22 protein-coding genes are annotated in these 25,407 nt (G+C 32.3%); 16 read left to right on the top strand and 6 right to left on the bottom strand.

Translation table 11 applies throughout. The annotated features are described in order from the left end of the window. The first annotated feature begins 225 nt into the window (after nucleotides 1–225). Both BM319_RS04280 and BM319_RS04275 read left to right on the top strand, forming a co-directional pair. Nucleotides 226–603: a barstar family protein gene (locus BM319_RS04280; protein ID WP_084006753.1), complete on the top strand. Its 378-nt coding sequence runs from the start codon at nucleotides 226–228 to the stop codon at nucleotides 601–603. Between the two features lie 94 nt (nucleotides 604–697). Next, nucleotides 698–1,036, top strand: a complete 339-nt coding sequence (locus tag BM319_RS04275; RefSeq protein WP_084006754.1) for a hypothetical protein — start codon at nucleotides 698–700, stop codon at nucleotides 1,034–1,036. Between the two features lie 500 nt (nucleotides 1,037–1,536). Here the strand turns inward: BM319_RS04275 and BM319_RS04270 are convergent, their stop codons facing one another. From BM319_RS04270 to BM319_RS04260, 4 genes are all read right to left on the bottom strand, one after another. Beyond that, the gene (locus BM319_RS04270) at nucleotides 1,537–2,022 is read right to left on the bottom strand and encodes a DinB family protein (RefSeq protein WP_069032519.1); all 486 of its coding nucleotides are present in this window, start codon (nucleotides 2,020–2,022) and stop codon (nucleotides 1,537–1,539) included. Nucleotides 2,023–2,066: 44 nt separating this feature from the next. Continuing rightward, a complete protein-coding gene (locus BM319_RS04265; protein ID WP_069032520.1) occupies nucleotides 2,067–2,732 on the bottom strand; it encodes a nucleoside/nucleotide kinase family protein in 666 nt (221 codons plus the stop codon). A gap of 27 nt (nucleotides 2,733–2,759) precedes the next feature. Beyond that, nucleotides 2,760–2,936, bottom strand: a complete 177-nt coding sequence (locus BM319_RS24550; RefSeq protein ID WP_175403445.1) for a hypothetical protein — start codon at nucleotides 2,934–2,936, stop codon at nucleotides 2,760–2,762. Nucleotides 2,937–3,237: 301 nt separating this feature from the next. Next, a complete protein-coding gene (locus tag BM319_RS04260) occupies nucleotides 3,238–4,317 on the bottom strand; it encodes a site-2 protease family protein (protein WP_049813524.1) in 1,080 nt (359 codons plus the stop codon). A gap of 259 nt (nucleotides 4,318–4,576) precedes the next feature. Between BM319_RS04260 and BM319_RS04255 the strand changes: the two genes are divergently transcribed. From BM319_RS04255 to BM319_RS04230, 6 genes are all read left to right on the top strand, one after another. Next, complete coding sequence (locus tag BM319_RS04255; protein ID WP_025568466.1) at nucleotides 4,577–6,046, top strand: long-chain-fatty-acid--CoA ligase; 1,470 nt, start codon at nucleotides 4,577–4,579, stop codon at nucleotides 6,044–6,046. Nucleotides 6,047–6,507: 461 nt separating this feature from the next. Beyond that, nucleotides 6,508–7,095, top strand: coding sequence for a M10 family metallopeptidase domain-containing protein (locus tag BM319_RS04250; protein ID WP_069032521.1), 588 nt, complete (start codon nucleotides 6,508–6,510; stop codon nucleotides 7,093–7,095). 13 nt (nucleotides 7,096–7,108) lie between these two features. Further along, the gene (locus BM319_RS04245; protein ID WP_139116333.1) at nucleotides 7,109–7,897 is read left to right on the top strand and encodes a hypothetical protein; all 789 of its coding nucleotides are present in this window, start codon (nucleotides 7,109–7,111) and stop codon (nucleotides 7,895–7,897) included. A gap of 85 nt (nucleotides 7,898–7,982) precedes the next feature. Then, complete coding sequence (locus tag BM319_RS04240) at nucleotides 7,983–8,405, top strand: hypothetical protein (RefSeq protein ID WP_091021391.1); 423 nt, start codon at nucleotides 7,983–7,985, stop codon at nucleotides 8,403–8,405. Then, nucleotides 8,402–8,713 (top strand): hypothetical protein, encoded by a 312-nt coding sequence (locus tag BM319_RS04235; protein WP_069032523.1) that lies wholly within the window; start codon nucleotides 8,402–8,404, stop codon nucleotides 8,711–8,713. The genes BM319_RS04240 and BM319_RS04235 overlap by 4 nt, the downstream gene beginning before the upstream one ends. A 613-nt stretch (nucleotides 8,714–9,326) precedes the next feature. Next, a complete protein-coding gene (locus BM319_RS04230; protein WP_175495548.1) occupies nucleotides 9,327–13,490 on the top strand; it encodes a S8 family serine peptidase in 4,164 nt (1,387 codons plus the stop codon). A gap of 845 nt (nucleotides 13,491–14,335) precedes the next feature. Here BM319_RS04230 and BM319_RS04225 read toward each other — a convergent pair. Further along, on the bottom strand, nucleotides 14,336–15,244 hold the full coding sequence (locus BM319_RS04225; RefSeq protein ID WP_091021389.1) for a nuclease-related domain-containing protein: 909 nt from the start codon (nucleotides 15,242–15,244) through the stop codon (nucleotides 14,336–14,338). A gap of 256 nt (nucleotides 15,245–15,500) precedes the next feature. Here BM319_RS04225 and BM319_RS04220 point away from each other — a divergent pair, with 256 nt between their 5' ends. Next, nucleotides 15,501–16,949, top strand: coding sequence for a sensor histidine kinase (locus tag BM319_RS04220; RefSeq protein WP_069032526.1), 1,449 nt, complete (start codon nucleotides 15,501–15,503; stop codon nucleotides 16,947–16,949). Continuing rightward, nucleotides 16,946–17,632, top strand: coding sequence for a response regulator transcription factor (locus tag BM319_RS04215; RefSeq protein ID WP_091021388.1), 687 nt, complete (start codon nucleotides 16,946–16,948; stop codon nucleotides 17,630–17,632). Before BM319_RS04220 ends, BM319_RS04215 begins: the two co-directional genes overlap by 4 nt. 226 nt (nucleotides 17,633–17,858) lie before the next feature. On the opposite strand, the gene BM319_RS04210 is transcribed toward BM319_RS04215, so the two are convergent. Then, a complete protein-coding gene (locus BM319_RS04210) occupies nucleotides 17,859–18,800 on the bottom strand; it encodes a S66 peptidase family protein (RefSeq protein WP_069032528.1) in 942 nt (313 codons plus the stop codon). A gap of 166 nt (nucleotides 18,801–18,966) precedes the next feature. Here BM319_RS04210 and BM319_RS04205 point away from each other — a divergent pair, with 166 nt between their 5' ends. From BM319_RS04205 to BM319_RS04185, 6 genes are all read left to right on the top strand, one after another. Then, nucleotides 18,967–20,151: an amidohydrolase gene (locus tag BM319_RS04205; RefSeq protein WP_069032529.1), complete on the top strand. Its 1,185-nt coding sequence runs from the start codon at nucleotides 18,967–18,969 to the stop codon at nucleotides 20,149–20,151. Nucleotides 20,152–20,263: 112 nt separating this feature from the next. Beyond that, nucleotides 20,264–21,898: a peptide ABC transporter substrate-binding protein gene (locus tag BM319_RS04200; RefSeq protein WP_254664541.1), complete on the top strand. Its 1,635-nt coding sequence runs from the start codon at nucleotides 20,264–20,266 to the stop codon at nucleotides 21,896–21,898. A gap of 355 nt (nucleotides 21,899–22,253) precedes the next feature. Further along, on the top strand, nucleotides 22,254–22,928 hold the full coding sequence (locus tag BM319_RS04195; RefSeq protein WP_069032530.1) for an ankyrin repeat domain-containing protein: 675 nt from the start codon (nucleotides 22,254–22,256) through the stop codon (nucleotides 22,926–22,928). Between the two features lie 68 nt (nucleotides 22,929–22,996). Next, nucleotides 22,997–23,968: a DUF4822 domain-containing protein gene (locus BM319_RS04190; RefSeq protein ID WP_069032531.1), complete on the top strand. Its 972-nt coding sequence runs from the start codon at nucleotides 22,997–22,999 to the stop codon at nucleotides 23,966–23,968. Between the two features lie 287 nt (nucleotides 23,969–24,255). Continuing rightward, nucleotides 24,256–24,405, top strand: coding sequence for a hypothetical protein (locus BM319_RS24545; RefSeq protein ID WP_175403446.1), 150 nt, complete (start codon nucleotides 24,256–24,258; stop codon nucleotides 24,403–24,405). 252 nt (nucleotides 24,406–24,657) lie between these two features. Next, on the top strand, nucleotides 24,658–25,296 hold the full coding sequence (locus BM319_RS04185; protein ID WP_217648343.1) for an SIMPL domain-containing protein: 639 nt from the start codon (nucleotides 24,658–24,660) through the stop codon (nucleotides 25,294–25,296). Nucleotides 25,297–25,407: the final 111 nt, after the last annotated feature.

Here is a 25,407-nt window from a genome sequence, read left to right as displayed (position 1 = left end):
TTCCGATACATGTACTATTATTACTAGATAAAATCCTTCAAAAACTAAATGAGATAGATAGTAAACTAGAAAAATAATAACTAAAAATCAACAAAATCGGCTAAAAAGTCGATTTTTTTTTGTGCTAACTGGCAATTTAGTTGAATAAAACATGGTAAAATATTGTTATTAATTTAATTAAAATAATTTTGTCCAAGCACTTTTTGAGATGTAAGGGGTAATAGGATGACAATTTTTGTACTGGGTTCTATTTTATTATTTTTTTTATTTGTCTTGCCTTATTTTATTGTATTTCTATCCAAAATTGAAAAGAAAAAAACTGAATCACCCACGTTGTACATTAATGTATCAACCGTACGAACTACCAAAGAATTGCACTCACTTTTGAAAAAAAAACTGAAATTTCCAGATTATTATAATGAGGACTGGGACTCGTTTTGGGAGATCATTTCTGGTGTCGTTGAGTTACCAAATAAAATCAGGTTTGTTGGGTGGTCAGAATTGGAGAGAAGATTCCCTGAAGATTCGAATATTATGAAAGAGTATCTTCTAGAACATAATCAGGAATTTCCCAATTGGAAATGTGAGTTCTTGTTCAACTAACACAATGCATTAGTTCAATAATTGGAGAGAGCTAATGAATAATACAATCATTTAATTTTATAATTAATGAATTATTTCAAATAGGAGAATATTAATGTCTAATTTTATTAATATCGAGAAATTCAAAAAGTGGGTAACTGAGAAAGATTTAGAAGATGAAACTATAAAAGGATTTTGGGAGAACTTTAATAGTTGGAAGGAAGAATACCCTGAAGAATTTAAAGAAACTTTTGAAGATGGATTTGAACTAGAAAAACTTTCAACATATATTAAATCAGTTTCATTTACATTTACTAACTGGCCAGATGACGATTATAATCACGTGATTATTCGTCTTAGCTTTGAATATGATGAAGAAATAGTAGGGGAATATAGAATGGTTTTTGAATATGAAACTGGTGAAATATTTGATGATGTATTTCATGTTTATTAATTAGTACCGTACTTTCTTGTTCAGCTAACGCATGCTAGAGTTAAATAAAAAACGCTACCAATTTAGGTAGCGTTTTTTATTCAACAAAATGGCAGATTAGTTCAATAAGAATTTCTAAGGACTTATTCCTCTCAGTTGTCTTAATAGTATCAGTAACTCTTGTGGGTGAAAAAAATGAAGAATTTGATTTTAATAAACATTTTTATTCCGGTAGTTGGATTTTTGATTTTCTCTTTAGAACCTGACCACTTTTCTTGGAAAAGACTGCTCGAACAAAGATTTAACACTTGTTGAAATGATAGTTCAATACCTCAAGGGGTGATAATTTGATATTTTTATATAGCCATATTTCATCTGCACTTGAGTGATATTCAACTATTGCAATGTGTTAGAATAAGTCCTACTTAATCCGAATGACTTAACTTATAAAAAAAGCTACCGTCACTGGTAGCTAGAACATATATATAAAACTAAAACTCTAAAACTATATTCTTTGTTAATTATTTATTCGAATAATTGACGAGACCCCGTCCAATTAGATTTGCAGAAACAGGTTGTTTCCCGATTTCCCTTGCCCAAATTGATAATTGACCTATATGGTGAATTTCATGAGCGATTGTATGTCTAATGATTTCCCCCCAAGTATCCGTCACCGTTCTTCCATCTGGTAAGGTATCGTAAAATAAACGATTTTCCATTTCATTATCCCAGCTGTCTACAAAATTTTTCACTTCAATATGAAATTTCGCGTCCAATTCTCGAATTTTATCTAAGCTTTTATAATCATTAAAACTCTCCTGAAAATCAGATTTGCCTTGTAAGACACGAATCCAGCTCCACTCTACATCAACTATATGAAATAGTGTATGTAAAATACTTCCCATTCCACCAGAACGAGTCAACAGTAGTTCTTCTTCACTTAACTCTTCACACCACCTATACCAATCTTCTCTTACCGACCAATTATAGCTAAAAAACATTTGCAATTAAAACTCCTCCTAATGCTCTATTAGTTAACGCATAGTAAAATTTATTTTTTATATACAAAACTCGGGTTATTTAAATCATTATTTTTAATAATTACATCGGCATTAAGTTGAGGTGAGTGATGCTCCAAATAGAGTTTCGAAGCTGCATGATACCTTTTAATAAACATTTCTTCGGCTTTATCATAGCTTCCAAATGCCTGTTCTTCACGGATAGCTCCTCTTTTTCTTGCAATATCAAATTCGGTATCTACGAATATTTTAAAATCGTACAGGTTACATAATTCCTTCTTAAATAAAAAGGTTCCATCTATAATAAAAATCATATCATTTGTTGCAACTTTTAAATCTGAATTAACATATTCATCCATGAGCAAGTCAAAGGAAATTGTTTGATAATGCAAGTTGCCATTTGGACCTAAAGGTTTTAAAAGCTTTTGCTTAAAAGACTCGTAATCATGGGCATCCTCATAATATCCTAAAGCAGATTCCTTCCCTCGTTTGTAACGAATTTCTCTCGGGTTATGAAAATGATCTATACTTGTTCTAATCACGTTTTTTTTCCTGTTTTTAAGTTCCTCAGCGATTTCATTAGCAATTGTTGTCTTACCAGATGCCGTGATTCCACTAACTCCCACTCGAATTGGATGATCTGTTTTTAAGCACAAAATTTTATTTACCAAATCGGAAATTAATTTGCTCCTTAACATGTATCCTCCTTATTAGCGAAGAACTTTTTAATTTGGTCCATTAATATTATTTGGACTAGTAGGATTAGTTGTATTTCTCCCAATTTCTTCATTAAGTGTTTGATTATCACTTTTAGTTGGAGCGCCGGTTCCAAACTTCTTTTCCATAAAAAAACCAAATGCAATCATAAAAATAACAAATCCCAAAATTATATATCCAAACAAAGTCGCATACCTCCTGTCATTATTAATTGTTATTTAGACAAAACTCAAATTTACACAAAATGTATGTGTATTAAAAAGCTCGTTATCGTTCTATCTTTATAGATATTCCATTTTTTTCCACTAAATTCCTTTTCCTTTTTAAAACTAAACTATCATTTAGCTATAACAACGGCATATTATATGCCCTAGACAATACTTCAAATCCCGAAGGAAATGGGAAAAAGTCACGAATATCAAGGGAGCATTTAAAATAAAAGAACCTATCTTGAATAATTAACTTCAAAATAGGTTCTTTATTCTATTATCTACCTAAAACATGTTCAATTAACCCATAGCTCCAAAATCCAAGTAAAGCTAAACTACTTGCTAAAATGATATAGGCAATAAAAATTTGCCATTTTTTACGATTGCTAGAAACATAGTAAGTTTCTAACGTTTCTTGTTGTTTTAGTAAAGGTGAAATCCTCTTATGCTTAATTTCTTGAATCTTTTCATCAATATAAATTCTCCAGTCTAAGTCTGGTTCATGTAAACGTGCACGAACGGAACGAATTAGATAGTTTATTTCAAGGCGTTCCTTATGAATTTCTAATTCTAATTTCTTATTATCCTCAAAAAACGGGAAAAAGAAACGTTTTACAATCGTTCGATCAGAATAGACATTAAAGATCCCAAATTGAAATTGTTTAATAGTATGTTCGTATAGTTTTATTTTTTCCTTAATTACCTTTAACTGGTAAGCTTCTCGAATTCGTTTAATGAAGGTTGTAATACCTAAAATAATAATATAAAATGCGAGAAAACTAGGTTGATAAAATAAAAATACTAGCATCATCATAATACCGATAAACCAAAATATTGGAGGTAATACACTTAATATTCTCCCTCCATCTAGAGGAGAAATTGGAATTAAATTAAACAAATTAAGTATACAGCCTAAAGCAATGACTAATCCGAAAAATTCATTATGTGTGTAATGATAGAGAGGAATTGCTGGTAGAACTGAAATTAAGCCTAAAAACGGACCACCAAACGCTACATAAGATTCAGTTACAGCATCTTTTGGCATTTCTTTAAGTGAAATCACTGCTCCGACAAATGGAATAAAAAATGCTGGTGAAGTTGGTAGACCCTTTTGTTTCGCAGCAATTAAATGCCCGCCTTCATGACAAATTAATAAGTAAACAAGAGCGAAAGCAAAATACCATCCAAAAGTAAATCCGTATACAAATAAATACAATATCATGCTTAAAAAAGATAAAAATTTTGCAGCTTTTAAGAGCGGTAAAAGTAGCTTTAACTTAGTACCGATTAGTGCGATTACAATACCGATTCTTGTTAACGATTTTTTCGTTTTATTATTGATCATTGGTTGTGCCATTCATTTTCACCTTCTCGCTAATTATGATATGATTATGTAGTATAAAAATTATATCATTAAAGATTATTTGTTTGATAGAATAATAAAGAAATGGGACTAAAGTCTGTCCTTTTACTGAATTAAAAAGAAAAAATTAAAGATGAATATAACAAAATAGATGAGTTTAAGTAAATGTTAGATAGTTATCTTTCTAACTTTTGCATTTTTCTAGAATTATATGAAATACTCACAATGAAATTAACTAAGGATTGATAAAGTAATGAATATATTTGGGATGATTAAAGAAGTAGCGGATCATAAAGGTAAAAACATAGCTTATCGATACGATGGAAGCAGAACGAATTATGAAGAACTCATTTCATCGTGTGAGAACATAGCACAACTATTAGTTGAAAATAAGATTGAAAAGGGAGATAAAATAGCGATTTTATTAGGAAATTCTCCTGAATTTGTTCAAACCTATTTAGCAATCTTAAGACTAGGTGCGATCGTCATTCCATTAAATCCAGCTTTTACGGAAAGTGAACTCAGCTATATTTTAAAAGACTCTTCTACTAAACTTGTAATTTCAACTAGTGAGCAGGAGAAAAAGCTTAAAATTGTTAAAAAACAGTGCCCTACATTATTAAATATTATTTTAATAGATGAAATACAACCGACAGTGACAATAAAAAATCAATTAGAAGAAATTGAAATCCTACAAGATGATACGGCTGTTATTTTATATACTTCAGGAACAACTGGTAACCCGAAAGGTGCAATGTTGTCTCATTTCAATTTAATTGAAAATGCAAATGATTTTTCCAAGTTAATCGAATTAAGAGAAAATGATCAGATGATCGCCGTCCTTCCAATGTTTCATTCATTTTGCTTAACATTATGTGTAAATATGATTTTGTTAAATGGGGCATCAACAATCATCATTCCGAAATTTAATCCAACTGAATTGGTTGAGGTAATCAAAAAAGAAAAAGCTACTTTAATTGCGGCGGTACCGACGATTTATAATTATTTATATCAATTAAAAAGTGCGACAGCAAACGATTTTAGTAGTTTAAGAGCATGTATTTCTGGCGGGGCATCTATACCAATCGAATTATTACAGTCAATTCAAGAAAAATACAATGTCCTAATTGTAGAAGGCTATGGATTATCTGAAACAGCTCCAGTTCTTACTTTTAATCCATATCGTGGAATTTGTAAACCAGGATCAGTTGGACTTGATCTACCTAGTGTTGAGACAAGAATAGTAAATGAAAATGGCGAAGAAGTTCCAACTGGCGAAGTTGGAGAAGTTGTTGCGATTGGACCGAATGTGATGAGTGGTTATTTAAATAATATAGAAGAAACTGAAAAAGCATTTTTTAACGGTTGGTTTAAAACCGGTGATCTCGGTAAAAAAGATAAAGATGGATATTTATTTTTATTAGATCGAAAAAAAGATGTAATTATAACGAACGGATTTAATGTTTACCCTCGAGAAATAGAAGAGAGACTTTATCAACATCCTAATGTTCTGGAAGCAGCGGTAGTCGGAAAACCTAATCAATTAATAGGTGAAAGTGTGTCTGCTTATCTAGTCGTTTCAAATGATTCAATTTCTGAAAATGAGATCATTGATTTTTGTAAAGAAGCACTTGTTTATTATAAAGTTCCTAAGGAAATTTATTTTGTAAAAGAACTACCTAAAAATAGTACCGGGAAAATTTTAAAAAGAAATCTTAGATAATTTTGGAGACCAATCAATTTGATTGGTTTTTTTGCGTTTTTGTAGATATTCAAAATAAATCCATGCTCTCTATTCTTTAACTAATCTTTCTTCAAATTTTTAAATCGTTAGTGAAAATATAATTCTTCTTTTTTTATTGGTATTAGATCTCAGAACACTATAAAGTTTTTCTCTTATAATTTAGTAAACTGGTTTTTTATCATGTTAAACCGTTATATTGGTTTGTTTTTATAGGTATTTTGTAGTTTTTTGATAATTTCATGTCCGAAGAAACTAGTAATTAGCACTATATAAAGAGTGATTTAACTAGTCTGAATTTCGTAAATTTGACACAATACACCAAACAAATAAATGCTAAATTTTGGTAAGATTTAAGAGGAATAGAAATCATTTTGCTGTTCTCTATTTCAAAGGATGTCCTAGGGAAAATAAGTTAAAAAAATTTATTTGTGGAGGGTATTATGAAAAGATTTGTAAAAAAAGCCTTATTATTAGGAATAACGTTTGTTTTTATGACTCCAATTAACGCAAAAGCTTATACCACATTTAATGGTCACAAGATGTCTTTTGGAATTGGAAACTACGGAAATAGTACAAAATTTTATTGGGTGGACTCATCGGCAAATACGTATTCTACTAAAATAGCAAATTCATTTGATCGATGGATATATTCAACAAAATATGCTGGAATTACAACACCAATTTCATATAGGAAGACAACTAGTAAAAGTGCCAGTACGGTTGATATTTATAAGGTCAAATCAATTGGAACAGGTATTGTAGGACAAACTATGTTTTTTGTAAATCAAACAAAAGTTAATCCGTCTGTACAAAATTGGTATTGGTCAAAAATCGAATTATCCGAAAGTTTATTGTCAAAATTTCCTCAATATCAACAAGTAACAATTAGTCATGAAATTGGACATGCATTTGGGTTAAGTCATGCTGCAAAGCAGTTAATGGATCCTGGTGCAGACTTAGCTTATTCTATTGGAATCGAATTTCCTAGAAAAGATGAATTCAATGGGATCAACTATCTTTATAAATAACGGAGGATTAAAAATGAATAAGAAGATGAAATCATTATTTTTTATTATATTATCAATTTCCTTCTTAACAGCATGTAATAATCAAACTCAAAGTAAGAAAAAAGAACCTACTACTTCAATATCAAAAGACATTAAGACTGATAATTCAATAGAAAATGAACTTATTAATGAGAACAATCAAGAATTTGTGGACAAAGTAAAAGTTGTAAATTCTGAACTTGCTTTTGCAGTTACGTACAATGATGTTAACCAATTAATGAAAGACTCAGAATTGGCCGTTGAGGGTGTAGTGTTGTCTACTGAGAATTATGTAAACATAGATAAAGCTACTGATATTGGTAATCCATTAACGAAATTATCGTTTAAAGTTAATCATGTATTAAAGGGAGATTCATCTTTAGAGGGTAAGAAAATAACAATTTTAGAGCAAGGTGGATATATTTCTGCAAAACAGCTTGGAATGAAAGATAAATTTCCAAATTTAACTGAAAAGGATTTGGACGAAACTTTTTTGGTAATACCAGACGGTCATAGACCATCGGTAAAAGGTGATGAATTTGTTGCCTTTTTATCAAGCGAGTCTTATTTTAATACTGGCTTTGATTTTTACGAATTTATAGCCGTATATCAATCAAAATTTGAATACGATAAAAACAGTCAAGAATATATAAGACCATCTGATGATTTTGCTGAAATGTTAAAAAAAGCAGATAGTCTTGATGAAAAAAAGGTAATTGAAGAGGAGATAAAAATTGAAAAAGAAATTAATGATGATGTAACTGAATTAGTGGAAGAAACGTGAGGGAATTAAATTAGTAGAATTATGCTTTTCAACTCTTTGTGCTTATGTGACTATTAAGTTAGTCATTTAACAAAGGGGATCGAAAATGAGAATGAAGATGTTTATTGTGTGTATAAGTTTAATGTGTGTATTATTGTCAAGTTGTGCAATTCCATCATCTAATGGCAACTATTTTGAATTGGATGATTATGATAAATTAACTTCATTTAGTGCACATAAAGGAGAAGTGTACTATATTGATTATTCTTTTGTTGTCAAAAAAGGCTATGTAGATTTAATTGTCTATAATAAAAAAACGAGAGATATTGTTTTCACAACATCAAATAAAAAGAAAGCAAAATATCAAGGTTCATTTAAAATACAAAGAAGCGGTATTTATATTGTCGAAATGGATGGTTATAAAGCATCTGGTGAATATAAATTCAAAATTAATAATGAAGCAATTGCAAAAAAAGAATCAACTATTGAACACATGGATGATGTTGTTAACGAATACAAAAAATCATGATTTTGAGAATAGAGAGATGGAAAGATAAAAAAAATACTTATTACAATGTAACATTCAAAACAGATTATACTGGAGTAGAGTTGTGTACGTTTGATGGTATAAAGAATGAAAACAGCGGAATAATAGCAGGAAATTACGATCGGCAGGATGATCTTGTTGCATTACCAACAACAATTGATGTTTGGAAAAGTGCAAAAACGATGATTCATTTTAATATTCCAAATGAAAAAACGATAGGTGGTATGGTAATATGCTATATTCCTATTGAAAAAGATGGGGAAACACTTAGTAAAGGAAATCAAATATGATCGAATCCTCTTTCATTAATAAATGATAATGCAATGTAACGCATCTCTCTATTAGGTAAAAAGTCCAACTGAAAAAACTGAAAAAACGTCTAAACAAAATCCGAATGAAACAACAATAGAAGAAATTAAAAGTGCATTAAACAGATTTTAGAGAGATTGAGAGCAAATTTATGAAGCTATACTTCAACAAGGAGTATAACTTTTTTTTATGTTTTAATATAATTTCCTGTATTTTGAAATGAATTCCTACAAATCCCACAATTTTTAGTCGAAAAAACCTTACAAAAAACAACAAAAACTATCTTTTTGTGATTTTTTTCCCTTTTTATTTCCAAAAAGCATTAAAAATGAAAATAATAAAAACTAGGTTAAAAATTTAAAAGAATAATCTGATTTTACTTAATAGATAAGTATAAAATGTAAATGTTTTTCATTTACTAAATTATAGATATGAACACTAGAAAAATAACAAGATTTATTGGGAATATTTGTAATTTTTGTAGAAAAATAAATGTGAATTTTATCTTAAATTCCCCCAATACACTTTATGAATTTGTCTGATTATAATATTAATTGTAAGATTTTTCAGAAAAGTGCAAAAAGGAGAATGCAGATGAATAAGCATAAAAACAAAAAAATCGTAAAGGTAATGACTGCTGGAGTAATCACTTCTAGCTTGTTTTCAGCTAGTTTAATTTCTGGTCATAAAACATTCGCAGTGACAAACTCTTCTGGCTCAAATACTAGTATTAAGGATATTGATAGTTATATCAAAAATATTTCCAATGCAGATCGAGAAATGATTCACAGCATGCAGGAAAATAATAATGCTGAAGGTCTAAAAATCTCACCTGACGTAGATTTAAATGTAGATACTCCTTTAAATGTAATTGTTCAGTTTAAACAAGCTCCATCAGAAATTGATTTTAAAATCAATCAAAAGAGCGGCCTTAATGCTTCTAAGCAGGATTCAATAGATAGGGTAGTGGAATCTCATAAAAAATTTAAAAAACAATTAAATGAAAATGAAAAATTAAAATCGATTGGTATTAAAAGAGAATACAAGAGTATCTTCAATGGTGTTGCAATGACGCTACCTGCTAATGAGGTAAAAGAACTTTTAACATTAGATACAGTAAATGCTGTTTATGAAGATCGAGAAATTACGGTGGAACCTTTCGTAGAACAAAATGGTGAGCCAACAAACAACGCTTCGATTAAATTAAATAATATGGAACAAATCGGTGCTGAAAAGCTACATAAAGAAGGTATTACTGGTAAAGGGATTAAAGTAGGTGTCATTGATACAGGTATTGATTATACTCATCCTGATATAAAAGATGTGTATAAAGGCGGATATGATTTAGTAAATAACGATTCGGATCCTATGGAGTCAACTTATGATGATTGGAAAAAATCTGGACAACCCGAATTAAATCCAACTTCAGGTGAACCTTGGTATACGGCACATGGAACACATGTATCAGGTATTATTGCGGGAACGGGTAAAAATAAATCCGATTTTGCCATAACAGGTGTAGCACCAGAAGTAGAGCTTTATGGCTATAAAGTTCTTGGGCCATATGGTACTGGATCATCGAATACAATACTTGCAGGAATTGAAAAAGCTGTAGAGGATAAGATGGATGTCATTAACTTATCGTTAGGGGCACCTGTTGCTAACCCACTTGATCCATTGGCGGTTGCGATCAATAATGCTACATTAGCAGGTACGGTTTGTGTTCTTGCAGCTGGTAATGCTGGACCTAACCAGTATACGATTGGTAGTCCAGCTTCATCTGCGCTTGGTATTACAGTTGGCGCAAGTAGCTCGCCTATTACAATCCAAACTAGTAATGCAGTCGCAACTTCAGCAACTGAAACCGCTAAATTAGACAATATGAGAATGATGGGTTCAGATTATACTAATCTAAATACGTTGAAGGGATCAAATCTTCCAATTGTTTTCGTAGGTAAAGGTCAAGTTGCAGATTACAATGGTAAAAACGTGAAGGACAAGATTGTACTGATTGAGCGTGGCGATTTAACTTTGAATGTAAAAATTAAGAATGCAAAGGCAAATGGTGCCAAGGCAGTAATCATATTCAATAATATTGATGGAGAGACGTATATTCCTTATTATTTCGGAAATAATTTTGACTTTATTCCAACCTTTAGTATTCCAAATGATCAAGGTACAAAACTTGTCAATATGTTATCTAAAGGTAATGTTAACGTAACGATGAATGATTTTGGATCTTTTGATACTGATGGTGATAAATTAGCTGACTTTAGTTCAAAAGGACCAGCAAGAAGGTATTATGACATTAAGCCAGAGGTCACTGCACCTGGTGTTGCAGTATTTTCTTCAATCCCTGCTTATTACAACGGAGTAGCTCATAAAGATGACTACGAACATGCATATGCGAGATTTGATGGTACTTCTATGGCTGCGCCACATGTTACTGGTTCTGCTGCTTTAATTTTACAAGCTCATCCTGACTATACCCCAGAGCAAGTTAAGTTAGCCTTAATGAATTCAGCAGATGCGTTAAACGGAAACTATAGTGTTTTTGAAGAAGGATCGGGAAGAATTGATGCAGATGAGGCTGTACATTCATCAATTCAAATTGGTGTGAAGGATGATGCACCAACACTTGATGAAAATGGCAATAAGATGATGATCCCAGAAACAGCTGGGGACCTAAGCTATGGTGCCATTGTATCGACAGATGAGGATTATACAGACAAAAAGACAATTGAACTGACAAACAATTCAGATGAAGAAAAAGTGTTTGATGTAAAAGTTCAATTTAATAATGTTGAAAGTTATGATAAGGACGCAGTAAAAAATGGCATTTCTTTAGACGTGCCATCTGAAGTTAGAGCTAAAGTACACGGCATGTCAAAAATCAAACCAAATCTTACTGTTCCAAAAACAGCTGAATTAGGAATTTATGAGGGATACATTACGTTTACAAATAAAGAAGATAGCAATGAAGTTTATCAAATTCCATTCGCCCTACATAAGATGGAACAAGGGATAAAAGACGTTCTTTTAACAACAAAAGCTTTTAATACAAGAAGAGATTTACCATTCCCTATCTCAGGATCTACTGGAATTGCATTCTCTCTAAACAGTCGTATGGAGACAGTTGATGTAATATTAAAGAATGCCGACACTGGCGAGCAATTGGGAATCATTGACTCATTTGATGGTGGATATAATGAAGGTATGACATATGGTTTAGATGCTGGATTTAATGGTCTTTACTTCCCGTTTACAGGAAATCCTGACCAACCAGTTCATATTACAAAGGCACTTGCTTCTCCAGGAAGATATGAGATTGAAATTGTTGGAACAAACGAAGAAGGGAAAATATTTAAAAAATCTCAGCAAATTGTCATTGATAATACGCTACCAACGATGAAAATGAATATTCCAGGTGGAGTTTATGAAGTAGATGATACAGGTCTAAAAATTACAGGTAATATTTCAGATTCAAGTATTGATCAAATAAACAAAAATGGTGATAATATTGACCAATCAAAAAATACAGTTAAAGTAACGGGTGCACAAAATCCTATTGGTAATGTACCATTAGTCGTTGATCGTAATGGAAACTTTGAATACACAAGAAAAATCCAAGCAGAGAAAAATTTCTCAACAATGACATTATTAGGACAAGACATTGCAACAAACGGAATTCAAAATCACCCTAGTCAGACATACACTTTGGTTAAAAAGGGACAACCTTACATTAAATTAACAACTGATAAGTTTGACGCGAAATACGGTGATACTATTAAAGTAACTTTAAGTGAACATAATCTTAAAAATCTAATGGGTGGTGAGTTTACACTTACTTATCCAAAAGATGTATTTGAATACCAAAGCACAGAAATAAGTAGCGAATATGTTAATGCAGCAAAAGCTTTAGGGTTAACTGCAAACCTTACAGCTCAAGATCAAAAAACAGATACATCAAACAATTGGATAAAATTAACGACAAGTTTAGATGGACCTACTCCTACAACTGGAATCAATGCAAATATGCCAGTAGCTACGATTACGTTAAAAGTTAAAGATAAACCAAGCGTATATACAAAATGGGTTCAACAATTAGGATTCCAAACTGCTAAAGCGAATATTTTAGGTCAACCACAAATGACAATAAACAATAAATTTGGACAAGGAGTTAATATCATTCCATCTTATTCAATTCTTGAAGGCGGATTCCTACCAGATGGATTTGTACCTAGTAATTCGATTTGGTTAGATCCTAAAAAGGATTATTCAAAAGTAGGAGCAGAAGTGTATGTAATTGGTGGAACTGATGGGAAACGTTATGATGCAACCATCAACAGTGCTGCTAGATTCTCAGTACCTAATCTACCATTACTAGATCAATCTTACGAAATTGTTATCAAAATACCAGGTCATTTCGAAAGACATGTAAATGTTAATGAAATGGTAGATTCATATGATGCAATGGATGCTGGAAAATTAAAGTATTTCTACTATGCTACGATGAGAGCTGGAGATGTCAACAATGATAACGTCATTGATATACTAGATGCAGTCTATATCACCAGCAAACTAAATACAAATGATCGAAATGCAGATATCAATTTTGATGGAAAAGTTGATGCGAAAGATCTTGATTATGTTAAGAGAAACTATCTAATACAAAACCCTGACGTATCTGGAAAAATAAAACCAGTTACAAAATACAAAGGGAAAACGATTGATGATTATATTAAACCATTAGGGTAAGTTTTGTAGATTTTGGCCACTAGCTTTTATGCTGGTGGTTTTTTTTGTACTCATAAGGAGTACATGAGTAAGTAAAATAGCAAAAAGATGAAAAATGATTACTCATAAGGAGCTCATGAGTAAGTAAAAACGCAAAAAAATGAAAAATGGTTACTCATAAGGAGTTCATGAGTAAGTAAAATAGCAAAAATAAGAAAAATGGTTACCCATAAGGAGTTCATGAGTAAGTAAAAACGCAAAAAGATGAAATGTGGTTACTCATAAGGAGTTCATGAGTAAGTAAAATAGCAAAAAGATGAAAAATGGTTACTCATAAGGAGTTCATGAGTAAATAAAATAGCAAAAAGATGAAATCTGGTTACTCATAAGGAGTTCATGAGTAAGTAAAATAGCAAAAATAAGAAATATGCTTACTCATAAGGCGTTCATAAGAAAGTAAAATAGCAAAAATAAGAAAAATGGTTACTCATAAGGAGTTCATGAGTAAGTAAAAACGCAAAAAAATGAAAAATGGTTACTCATAAGGAGTTCATGAGTAAGTAAAATAGCAAAAATAAGAAAAATGGTTACCCATAAGGAGTTCATGAGTAAGTAAAAACGCAAAAAGATGAAATGTGGTTACTCATAAGGAGTTCATGAGTAAGTAAAATAGCAAAAAGTTGAAATTTGGTTATTCATAAGGGGTTCAAGAGTAAGTAAAATAGCAAAAAATACAAAGATACTAACTCATAAAGGGCTATGAGTTAGTAAATTAAACAAAAATAAAGAAATATCCACCCATCAAGGGATAAAAAGTAGCTAAAATAAAAAAATGCACTCATAAAAATGAGTACAAGCTAAAGTCACTAATCAAAATAACTATATTTTCCATGTCCATTCTTAGTGAAATTTTCACGAAGTACTTTCCAAATCCCTTTTTTTGATTTATAAATTCCACACCACTCATAAACCGCATTAGTTGTTATTTTTCTATTTGGAAAGAGAAATTTAAGTTCTTCAACACTTCTTAATATTCCATTAGACAGGTCTTCTATATAGCCACAGGCTTGGCATACAAGTTTCCCTTTTTTAACTTCAGTAATATACGTATTACAGTTAATACAAATAATGCCTTTTAATAGCTGTTCATATTGATAATTTGGAAATTGTTTGTACTTAGACTCTGATTTATGAAGTGATAAAAATACTTCGGCGAGATGAAAATGATTAACATTTAATTTGAAACGTTGCAGGTTTAATTCGTTTATTAAGCGATTTAATTGTGATGGAAAAATAATGGGTAGGTTCATAGGGGCATTGTATAAAAAAAAATCGTAGTTTACAAAAACTAAATGAGGTTTTATTTTGAAATTGATCTTGTGTTCATTAAGTAATTTTCGTAACATGGATTCGGTTCTATTAAGTTGTTCGTAAGGATTTTTTATTTCGGTTTTTGATGTTTTATACCATTGATCCCCTTCTATATAATAATCTCCTTCAAAATTTTTTACTTCAAATAAATAGATTGTTTCTCCGTTTATACCAATCGAATCAATTTGAAATTCGGATTTGTTACATTCGAACAATAAATCGTTAAGGAAAAGCCAGTTATCTGATAGTTTTGAAGTCCATTCATCAAATTTTTTTTCACCCTTGAAACCTTTTTCTAGATAAGAAAAGTATGCTAAATCTTCATCAGAAAGCCTGCTCCTATCATTTAATCTTTGATAAATCCTTAGATCATTTGATTCATATCGTTCTTTTTGATTTTTCATAATCCACCTCCTTTCAATCTATCTTACATACAAATGAAACTAATAATTTGATGATTTTCTAACTATTTTATGAATTATTTGTTGTTTAGACTTATTTCACACAAATTTTACACTTTTTTAAGATTTATATGATATAGTTCACTTAATTTCAATTGAAAACAATCTTTTATTTTTAGAAGTGTAGTTTACGAAAGTAGATTGCATGCTAAGAATAAAGATATTTAAATAAAATTTTATTACCGAGCGAGTGAAAGAAATGTCAATTAAAATGAGGTTTCTGTTGTCTTATATTGGGGTGATTCTTTTTTCAATCACATTATTATTAGCAGCAGGTTTTTTAATAATTTTTGCAATAACAGGAGATGTAAAGTCAGTAGAAAATCTTTACAAAAAGACTTATGTACAAAAACCTTTGACTACAGTAGAGGAAAGTGTGTTTCTTGATTTGAAGCTACTTGCTAAACATAATCCTCAGCAGTTACTTAATAAGAAGGAACTTAAAAGTATAGAGCATAAGAATATTTTTATTGTAGTTCGAAATGGAAAACATATTGAGTACGCTTCCCCGTCATTAGATAAAAAAGTGTTGGGAAAAGCGCTACCTGGGTTTGAGGAAACGAATATTAATACACGCGATACGATTAAAATTAATGATTTGTTTTTTACGTATGTGAAATTTGATTTTTATTTTCCAAATCAAAGCCAAGGGAGTATTTTTGTCTTAAAGAAGGCAAGTTCATATGCCGAGGTTATTCGTAATCTTTTTCCAATTTTACTAGGTTTATTGCTTTTTTTATTTATCATAATCATCGGAATGCTAAACTATTTAGTTTCCCGAAGTATTATTAAGCCAATCTCAAAACTTAAAAATGGTGCAGAAAAAATTAAAGTTGGAGATTTGAATTTTGAAATTGATACAAGTTCAAATGATGAAATCGGTGTATTAAATAAAGCTTTTGAGGAAATGAGAATCAAATTAAAAGAATCGATCAATCTCCAAATACAATATGAGGAAAATCGTAAAGAGCTATTGTCCAATATTTCGCATGATTTGAAAACACCGATTACTTCAATAATTGGATATGTGGAAGGGATAAAAGATGGGGTAGCTAATACTCCTGAGAAAATGGAAAAATATTTATCAACAGTTTACTCTAAAGCAAAGGATATGGATTCATTAATCGATGAATTGTTCTTATTTTCTAAATTGGATTTAAAGAAGGAACCATTTCACTTTGAAAATATCGAAATGAATAAATATATAGGAAGCTATATAGATGAAATTTATTTGGATTTACTGCAGCAAGGCATCAAAATAGAATTTAGTCAGGCAAATGAATCAATCAATGTTACAGCGGATCGAGAAAAATTAAAAAGAGTGTTGTCAAACTTAGTAAGCAATTGTGTGAAATATATGAACAAAGAAGAAAAGAAAATTTCATTTTCATTAAATGAACAGTTAAATGAAGTAATTGTTGAAGTAACAGATAATGGTCAAGGTATTGATTCTACAGCTTTACCATTTATTTTTGAACGATTTTACCGTGCAGAACAATCAAGAAATTCGCAAACTGGAGGTAGTGGTTTAGGACTAGCAATTGCAAAACAAATTGTTGAAGAGCATGGAGGGAAAATCTGGGCAGCTAGCGAGATAGATAAAGGGACAAGTATTTTCTTTTCCTTAAAGAAAGGTGAGAGAAATTGAAAGAAATATTACTGATTGAAGATGATATAAGCATTGCAGAATTACAAAGAGATTATTTAGAAATAAATGATTTTCGTGTAGATATTCAACATATTGGCGATGAGGGCCTTCGACATGCACTAAAAGGTAATTACGATTTAATTATATTGGATATTATGCTGCCAGGAAAAAATGGTTTTGAAATCTGTAAAGAAATACGTGCAGTAAAAAATATTCCTATTTTATTTGTATCTGCTAAAAAAGAGGATATTGATAAAATTAGAGGCCTTGGTTTAGGTGCGGACGATTACATTACAAAGCCATTTAGCCCAAGTGAACTAGTTGCAAGAGTAAAGGCACATTTATCCCGATATGAAAGGCTGGCAGGGAACAATACCGTTTCAAAAACAATTTTTGTTCATGGAATATCAATCGATCGTTCAGCTCGTAAAGTTTTTATTAACGAAGTAGAAGTACCATTTACGACTAAAGAATTTGATTTAATGGTATTTTTTGTAATGAACCCAAACCAAGTTTTAAGTAAAGAACAGCTCTATGAAAAAGTTTGGGGCCTCGAATCAGCTGCAGACGTTTCAACTGTAACCGTCCATATTAGTAGACTACGTGAAAAGATAGAAAGAGATCCTACGAACCCTAAGTTTTTGGAAACAGTTTGGGGTGCGGGGTATCGATTTAATGTATAACGAAATTTTTAAACTATCACACTTGTTAATACTTACGATAGGAGCAGTATTTGAAGTTTAAAGTATTCTAGTTAATATGGGTAGTTAGAAATAGTTTCAGATGGTCCTTTGTAAATTATGATATCTGGTGCTTTCCTATCGTTCAGCTTGTTTTTGTTATCCCACCTGGGTGAGCAGGTGGGATTTACAATCTATAAAAATAGTACAACACATGAATATTAAATGTTCACTTTTGTGGTCGACACTCTTTCATTTGAATTCCGGGTTCAAATGAAATCGATTGATCGGCACCGTTCATCGTGACAGGGACTCCAAAGGGAACACCATAATTTGGTGAACAATGACCGATAAGAAATCCGCTTAAAACAGGCAATCCAAGCGGGACGATAAGATCATTTACAATGTCCGCTATAGTTAGGGAGTTTTGGCGTTTTTTCGGTCCGCAATCATTGAAATTTCCCAAGATAATCCCTTTACATTCTTGAAGCTTATTTGCTAATCGTAATTGATTAATCATGCGATCAATACGGTAGGGTTCTTCTTGAATATCTTCAATAAATAAAATCTTTCCTTTTGTATCCACTTCATATGGTGTACCGATAGTGCTTGTTAAAACTGTTAGATTGCCACCGGTCATCGGGGCAGTGACAGAATGTGAAAATGCAGGGTATGTATCTACTTCAGAAGCGGTGAAGGTCAGACTGAGCGGTTCTAATAATTGCTTGAAAGACGCTAATGTCTTTGGTGGGACAGTATCTACACCACACTCTTGCATCATAGGCCCATGGAACGTTACTAGATTTGCTTTTTGTTGCAAAGCAATATGCAGAGCAGTAATGTCACTGTATCCCCAAAAGATTTTCGGATTGTTTTTGATGAGCTCGAAGTCTATGTCTTGTAGCAATCTTCCGCTTCCATATCCTCCGGTTGCACACAGTACCGCCTTTACTTCAGAGTCAGAGAAGGCATCATGTAAGTCCGATACTCTATTTGCATCACTTCCTGCAAGGTAGCCTCGTTTTTCAGTTACACCTTTTCCTATAAGGACATTGAGGCCGGCTTGTTCAATTTTTAGCTTCATCTTCATTACATTTTCAATGTTTGGTGGACTTGATGGTGCAATTATCATCACTGAATCTCCTGTTTTTAACGCATTCGGTTTTTGCATAATGATCCCTCCCACTTGAAAATATCTTACTTTATATATTCTATATCTAGCAGGAAATTCCTCATCTTAGGCTGTATTTTTAAAAAATATATTTACTTAAATTAGGAAGGGATTATTTGTACGAAAGAGAAATTAACAATTGAATACTAGCAAGGGAGTGGTTTAAGTGAAATCCTTAGAAAATGTAGAATTTAAAGCAGAGATTTCAAAAGAAAAGCTAGTGCAGTGGAGAAGACATCTACACAAATATCCAGAGCTTTCATTTCAAGAGGAAAAAACTTCTCAATTTGTATTTGATACATTGCAATCATTTGGAAATCTGGAGCTCTCACGTCCGACGAAATATAGTGTGATGGCAAGACTAGTTGGTGGAAAGCCTGGTAAAACGCTGGCTATTCGCGCCGATATGGATGCCCTGCCGATTGTTGAAGAAAACAGATTTGAATTCGCTTCAACAGTCCCGGGTGTGATGCATGCTTGCGGCCATGACGGGCATACGGCCATTTTACTTGGAGCGGCTGAAATCTTGGCAAAGCATAAAAATGAGATTAGTGGAGAAATCCGTTTCCTGTTCCAGCACGCCGAGGAACAATATCCGGGTGGAGCGGAGGAAATGGTGCAAGCGGGAGTTATGAATGGAGTAGACTATGTGATTGGCTTGCATCTCATGTCCGGTTTGGAAGTAGGCAAAATCGGTATCGTTTACGGACCTATGATGGCAGCCCCTGATGCATTCCATATTACAATAAAAGGCAAAGGCGGACATGCCGCGCATCCAGAAGATACTGTGGACAGTATTGCAATTGGGGCGCAAATTATAACGAATTTACAGCATATTGTTTCGCGGAAAACTGATGCATTTGCGCAAAGGGTTCTGTCTGTTACCCAATTTCACGCAGGAACGGCTGATAATATCATTCCCGAAATTGCTGAAATTGTTGGAACCGTCCGTTGCTTTGACGAAAAATTGCGATATGATGCTGAGGTGCGAATAGAACAAATTGTAAAAGGAATTTGCGAGGCCCATGGAGCAAGCTATTCTTGTCATTACCGTTATGGGTACAGACCAGTTATTAATCATGATGATGTCACAAAAGTAGTAGAACAAACAGCAATTGAAGAATATGGCAATGAATCTATTTCGTATATCAAACCATCTATGGGAGGGGAAGACTTTTCTGCTTTTTTACAAAAAACGGACGGTTGCTTTTTTAAAATTGGTTCAGGATCAGTGGATAGTGAAAGTACGTTTCCACACCATCATCCAAGGTTTACAATCGATGAAGAATCCCTTGTTATTGGAGTTAACATGTTTCTGAATGCAGCATGTAATCTTTTAAGTAAGGAATAAAAACTACTAATATTATTTTTCTGTTCGATAAATTGAACATTTAAAGAGGTAATTCGATGAATATACAGAATATTATAACTATTATATATGTTAAATATTGAGGAGGATTTCATTGAATAAACGATCTAAACGTTTAACCGCTTTACTACTAATCATGGGCATTACACTTCCAGGATGTGCCCCCCAAAAAGAAAAGGCATCAACAGCTGCGGGCTTGGGAAAACAACACACAAAACAAGTGCTGCGTTTAGTTGAAACATCTGAGCTTTCTTCAATGGACTCATCCCTTGTAGAAGACTCTACAACACTCAGTGTACTAAATAATGTTATGGAGGGGCTATACAGACAAGGAAAAGATAGCCAGCCAGTACCTGGAATTGCAAAATCCTATACAGTGAGTAAAGATAGAAAGACTTATCTTTTTAAACTGCGTGATGCAAAATGGTCTAATGGGGATCCAGTGACGGCACATGATTTTGAATATGCTTGGAAACGCACTTTGGATCCGACAACAGCTTCAGAATATGCCTACATAATGTATGATGTTAAAAACGCAAAGAAGATAAATGAAAAGCAACTACCTGTTGATCAATTGGGAATAAAGGCTATCGATGATCATACGTTAGAAGTACAGCTCGATAATCCAGTGCCGTATTTTCTAAGCTTGACCACACTTGCCCCTTTCATGCCTATTAATGAAAAGGTTGTAAAGGAGCAGGGCAAGAAATATGGTTTGGAAGCGAACACAGTTGTTTATGACGGTCCGTTTAAAATGAGTGAATGGAAGCACGAACAAAGCTTTAAGCTTGAGAAAAACACGGAATATTGGGATAAAAAGAAAGTAAAGCTGGATGAAATCAAGTTTAATATTGCGAAGGATAACTCCACAGCTATTAATCTATATGATACGGGAGCAATTGATAGGGTCAGTCTTACAGCCGAATATGTGGACAAGTATAAAGACGATAAAGAATTTAAAACAGCACAAGAAGGAAGGCTTATTTACTTAAAGCTAAATAACCAAAATCCTATTTTAAAAAATGTGAATGCGCGTAAAGCGATCGATATGGGCTACGACAAAAAAGGGATTACGGACGTACTCTTAAATAATGGGTCTACACCAGCTTACTATTTTGTAGCCAGACATTTGGCGTATGGTCCGGATGGAAAGGATTTCAACGATACTACAGGGGACTTCAATAAAACAAATATTGCGATGGCAAAGGAATATTGGGAAAAAGCCAAGCAGGAGCTTGGAAAACAAAGTGTAGCTTTAGAGTTTCTAATTGCAGAGGACGATAATAATAAGAAAATTTCCCAGTATATGAAATATGAACTTGAAAAAAATCTACCTGGTTTAACAGTGAACATCAAAATGCAGCCTGCACAGACTAAATTTGCGATGGAAGATAAGCTCCAGTACGATATTTCTCTTGCAGGATGGGGACCGGATTATCCTGATCCGATGACATTTTTGGATAAATGGGTGACGAATAATAATATAGCGTACTCGAATCCAAAGTATGATGAATTGATCACAAAAGCAAAAACGACACTCCTTCAAGATCCGAAAGAACGATGGAAGGCTTTAGCAGATGCTGAAGAGCAATTGCTTGGAAAGGATGCAGCTATTTCACCTATGTATCAGAATGGCGTGGCTTATTTAGAGAAATCGTATGTGAAAAATGTTTACAATCATCCGTATGGGGTGAAAAACTCCTACAAATGGGCGTACATAAAAAAATAAAATGCTTATAGTTTATTTTGAGATAAACTATATGAAATACGAAAAATAAAGTGATTAATTATCACAAATTTCATTTGAAGGAACTTACAAAACAATAGAAAATAGCTAATACTTATGACTGTCTAATTAGGCAGTCTTTTTTTAGTTCAAAAAACATGGCCAATTTATAAAGAAATATTATTAAAAATTTTATACTTTTTTAATAATTTGTTTAGAAGGAGTTTTCATTTAAGGATTAACATAGATTTCATACCAACAATGGTCTAACTTATTAGAAAGATTGGAGGGAAATTTCCCAGGAATAAAGTGATATTTTCATAGTGATTAGTAATGGAAAAGGAGGACGTTATATTTTATGTGGAAGTTACTTGCAGTAATAACCAGCTGCATACTTTTGCTAAATGGATGTGCCTCATTTGCTAAGGGGGAAGAAAAAGTGAACGAACAATTATTTCAAGCAGCTAAACGAGGAGAAACTGATATCGTTAAAAAGTTGATTGAGAATGGTGCAAATATTAATGCACAGAATTCTAATGGACAAACTGCCACGATGATTGCAACTTATCAAAATGATTTCAAAACTGCAAAAGTACTGATTGATGCAGGCGCAGATGTCAATATTCGAGATCACATGAAAAACAATCCTTTTTTATATGCTGGTGCTGAAGGCTTTATTGATATTCTAAAGCTTACAATAAAAGCTGGTGCTGATCCAGCCATTACGAACCGGTATGGTGGAACAGCATTGATTCCCGCCTCAGAACATGGATATGTAGATGTGGTCAATGAACTTCTTACGAATACCGAGATTGATATTAATCATGTTAATAATTTAGGATGGACGGCCCTTTTAGAAGCAATTATTTTGAACGATGGAAGTGAAAAACAACAGCAAACAGTACAATTACTTATTGTGAACGGAGCAGATGTTAATTTGTCTGATCGTGAAAATGTTAGCCCCATACAGCATGCGCGTGAAAGAGGTTTTAAAGAAATCGAAGAGATTTTGCAAGTAACAGGTGCTAAATAAGGTAAGTTTTTGAATAAATGGAGAACATATATAAAACGATAAAATGAACATTGAGGAGACAATTAAAATTGAATAATAAAACAAAAACAATTTCATCTATATTACTCGGATTAACATTAGTAGTAACAGGTTGCAATACAGCTGCTGACGCACAAGTAGAGCAAGGTAAACAAAAGCAAGAAAGAGTATACAAAGCTCCCAAAAAAGTAAAGAACAAATTAACAAAAGGCCAGGTCATGGCTAATATTTTAAGTAGCACAAACTGGCAAGGTACAAGAGTGTATGATAAAAATCATCATGATTTAACAAAAGAGAACGCAAATTTTATTGGACTTGCTAAATATGATGCAAAAACGGGCAGATACGAATTTTTTGATGCAAAAACGGGTCAAACTCGTGGGGATAAAGGTACATTCTTTATTACAAATGATGGTAAAAAACGAATTTTAATTTCTGAATCAATGAATTACCAAGCTGTAGTCGATATGACAAAACTAAATAAAAACGTATTTACTTATAAAAGAATGGGGAAAGATGCAAACGGGAATGATGTAGAAGTATATGTTGAACATGTTCCTTATAAAGAAAAACAGCTTTCTTTTACAGATCCTGATAAAAAATTAGATTCTAAAACAGGCGAGATTGTAAAAAACGTTGATGGTGATAAAATTTTAGGTAGAACACTTTGGAATGGTACAAAAGTTCTAGATGAACAAGGGAATGATGTAACGAAATATAATACGAATTTTATTAGCCTTGCAAAATTTGATGGATACACTAATAAATATGAGTTTTTCAATCTTGAAACAGGTAAAAGTCGTGGTGACTATGGATATTTCGATATTGCCCACGAAAATAAAATTAGAGCACATGTTTCAATTGGAGCAAATAAGTATGGTGCTGTTCTTGAATTGACTGAGCTTAATAAAAATAAATTTACTTACAAAAGAACAGGCAAAGACAAAGATGGTAAGGATATAACAGTATTTGTTGAGCATGAACCTTATAAAGGTGATTTTAAACCGATGTTTAGTTTCTAATAAACTTAAAAAGGGATGGAGAAATCCATTCCTTTTTTTATGTATAAATAATTTTCAATAAAAATGTTAAATTTCCCCCAATACAATTAATATTTAAATTACTGGATTTAGAAGGTATTCCAACCTGTAATTAACAAATAATTGGTATTTTTAACATTCTTTTTAAGATGAAATTGTTAAAATTCCCCCAATAGTATTGAAAGGTATTATCTTGTTTAATTAAAATGTGGATTGATTTTCACATAATTAAGACGCTTCCAATCTATCATTTAAAAAGGGGAATTCAAATGGAAAACAATTCTACATATTACAATGGCAGTGTACCAGAATATGAAGTACCAATAGAGATTGGGAAACAAAAAGACGATGAAGATATCTTGGTTGAAGATGAATCAATAATAAATGATGAGAAAGCATCAACGTTTATTATTGAGTAAATTTAAATTGCAAAAGCTTGTAGACAGTGGGATTTTCCCGTTGTTTACAAGCTTTTTTGATTAGATCCTCATAACAATAAGTCGAACTAATCACAGAAAAAGCCTTCCATACATAAAATAAATGGGCACAAATACAATATTTCATCTTAAAAGGATGTGAGGAAGATTTATCCATTAAATCATTATAACTTAGCAGGCATGCGATATGATTATTCAACCCCTCAATATCAAAGTGCTATCCGATCAGGCAATTTGAATACTAATTATACGATTAAAGCAACAGGAAAAGGTGAAGTATCAGTAAAGCCCGACCAGTCGTTTGTACTATTAGGATCAGTAGTAGAAAATATGAAAGTACAAACGGCTCAAACAGAGAATGCAATCATTTCGAATAAAATAATAGAAGCATTAAAAGGAATAGGAATTAAACAAGACGAAATTGAAACGAATTCATATACAATTGATCGAATCGTTGATTACCAAGATTCACAGCAAATTTTTAAGGGGTATCGGGTGAGTCATATGTTCAAAGTAATCGTGAAGGATCTTGCAAATGTTGGGAAAGTGATTGACGTTGCAGTTGAAAATGGAGCAAATGAAGTTCGAAATCTTACATTCGAAGTATCAAATCCCGAACCATATTATGGAGAAGCACTACAAAAGGCCACTTTAAATGCAAAAATGAATGCAGAAAACATCGCGAAATCCCTAGGGTTATCGATTAATAACATACCGATTTGGTTGGCTGAAGAAGGAATTCAAGTTGTACGTCCGATGTCTTCATTAACAATGACTGCAGCAGCATTCAGCGGTCCAACTACGCCAATTCAAGAGGGTCAAATTAAAATAACTGCTTCAGTGCAGGCAATGTTTAATTATGTAAGTTATTAAATGTATAAAATATTGATTGGAAGTAAAAGTATAAATACATGGCAAGCTTAAATATAATGTGTTCGATAAATTAAAATAATTAATAAATTTAATGTAACCATTTACAAAAAA

The sequence above is a fragment of the Bacillus sp. UNCCL81 genome, from assembly GCF_900112535.1.
In the GTDB taxonomy this organism is placed as follows: Bacteria; Bacillota; Bacilli; order Bacillales; family Bacillaceae_G; genus Gottfriedia; species Gottfriedia luciferensis_B.
Note: the sequence above shows the minus strand (reverse complement) of the source record. Positions and strands in the feature narration are given on the sequence as shown.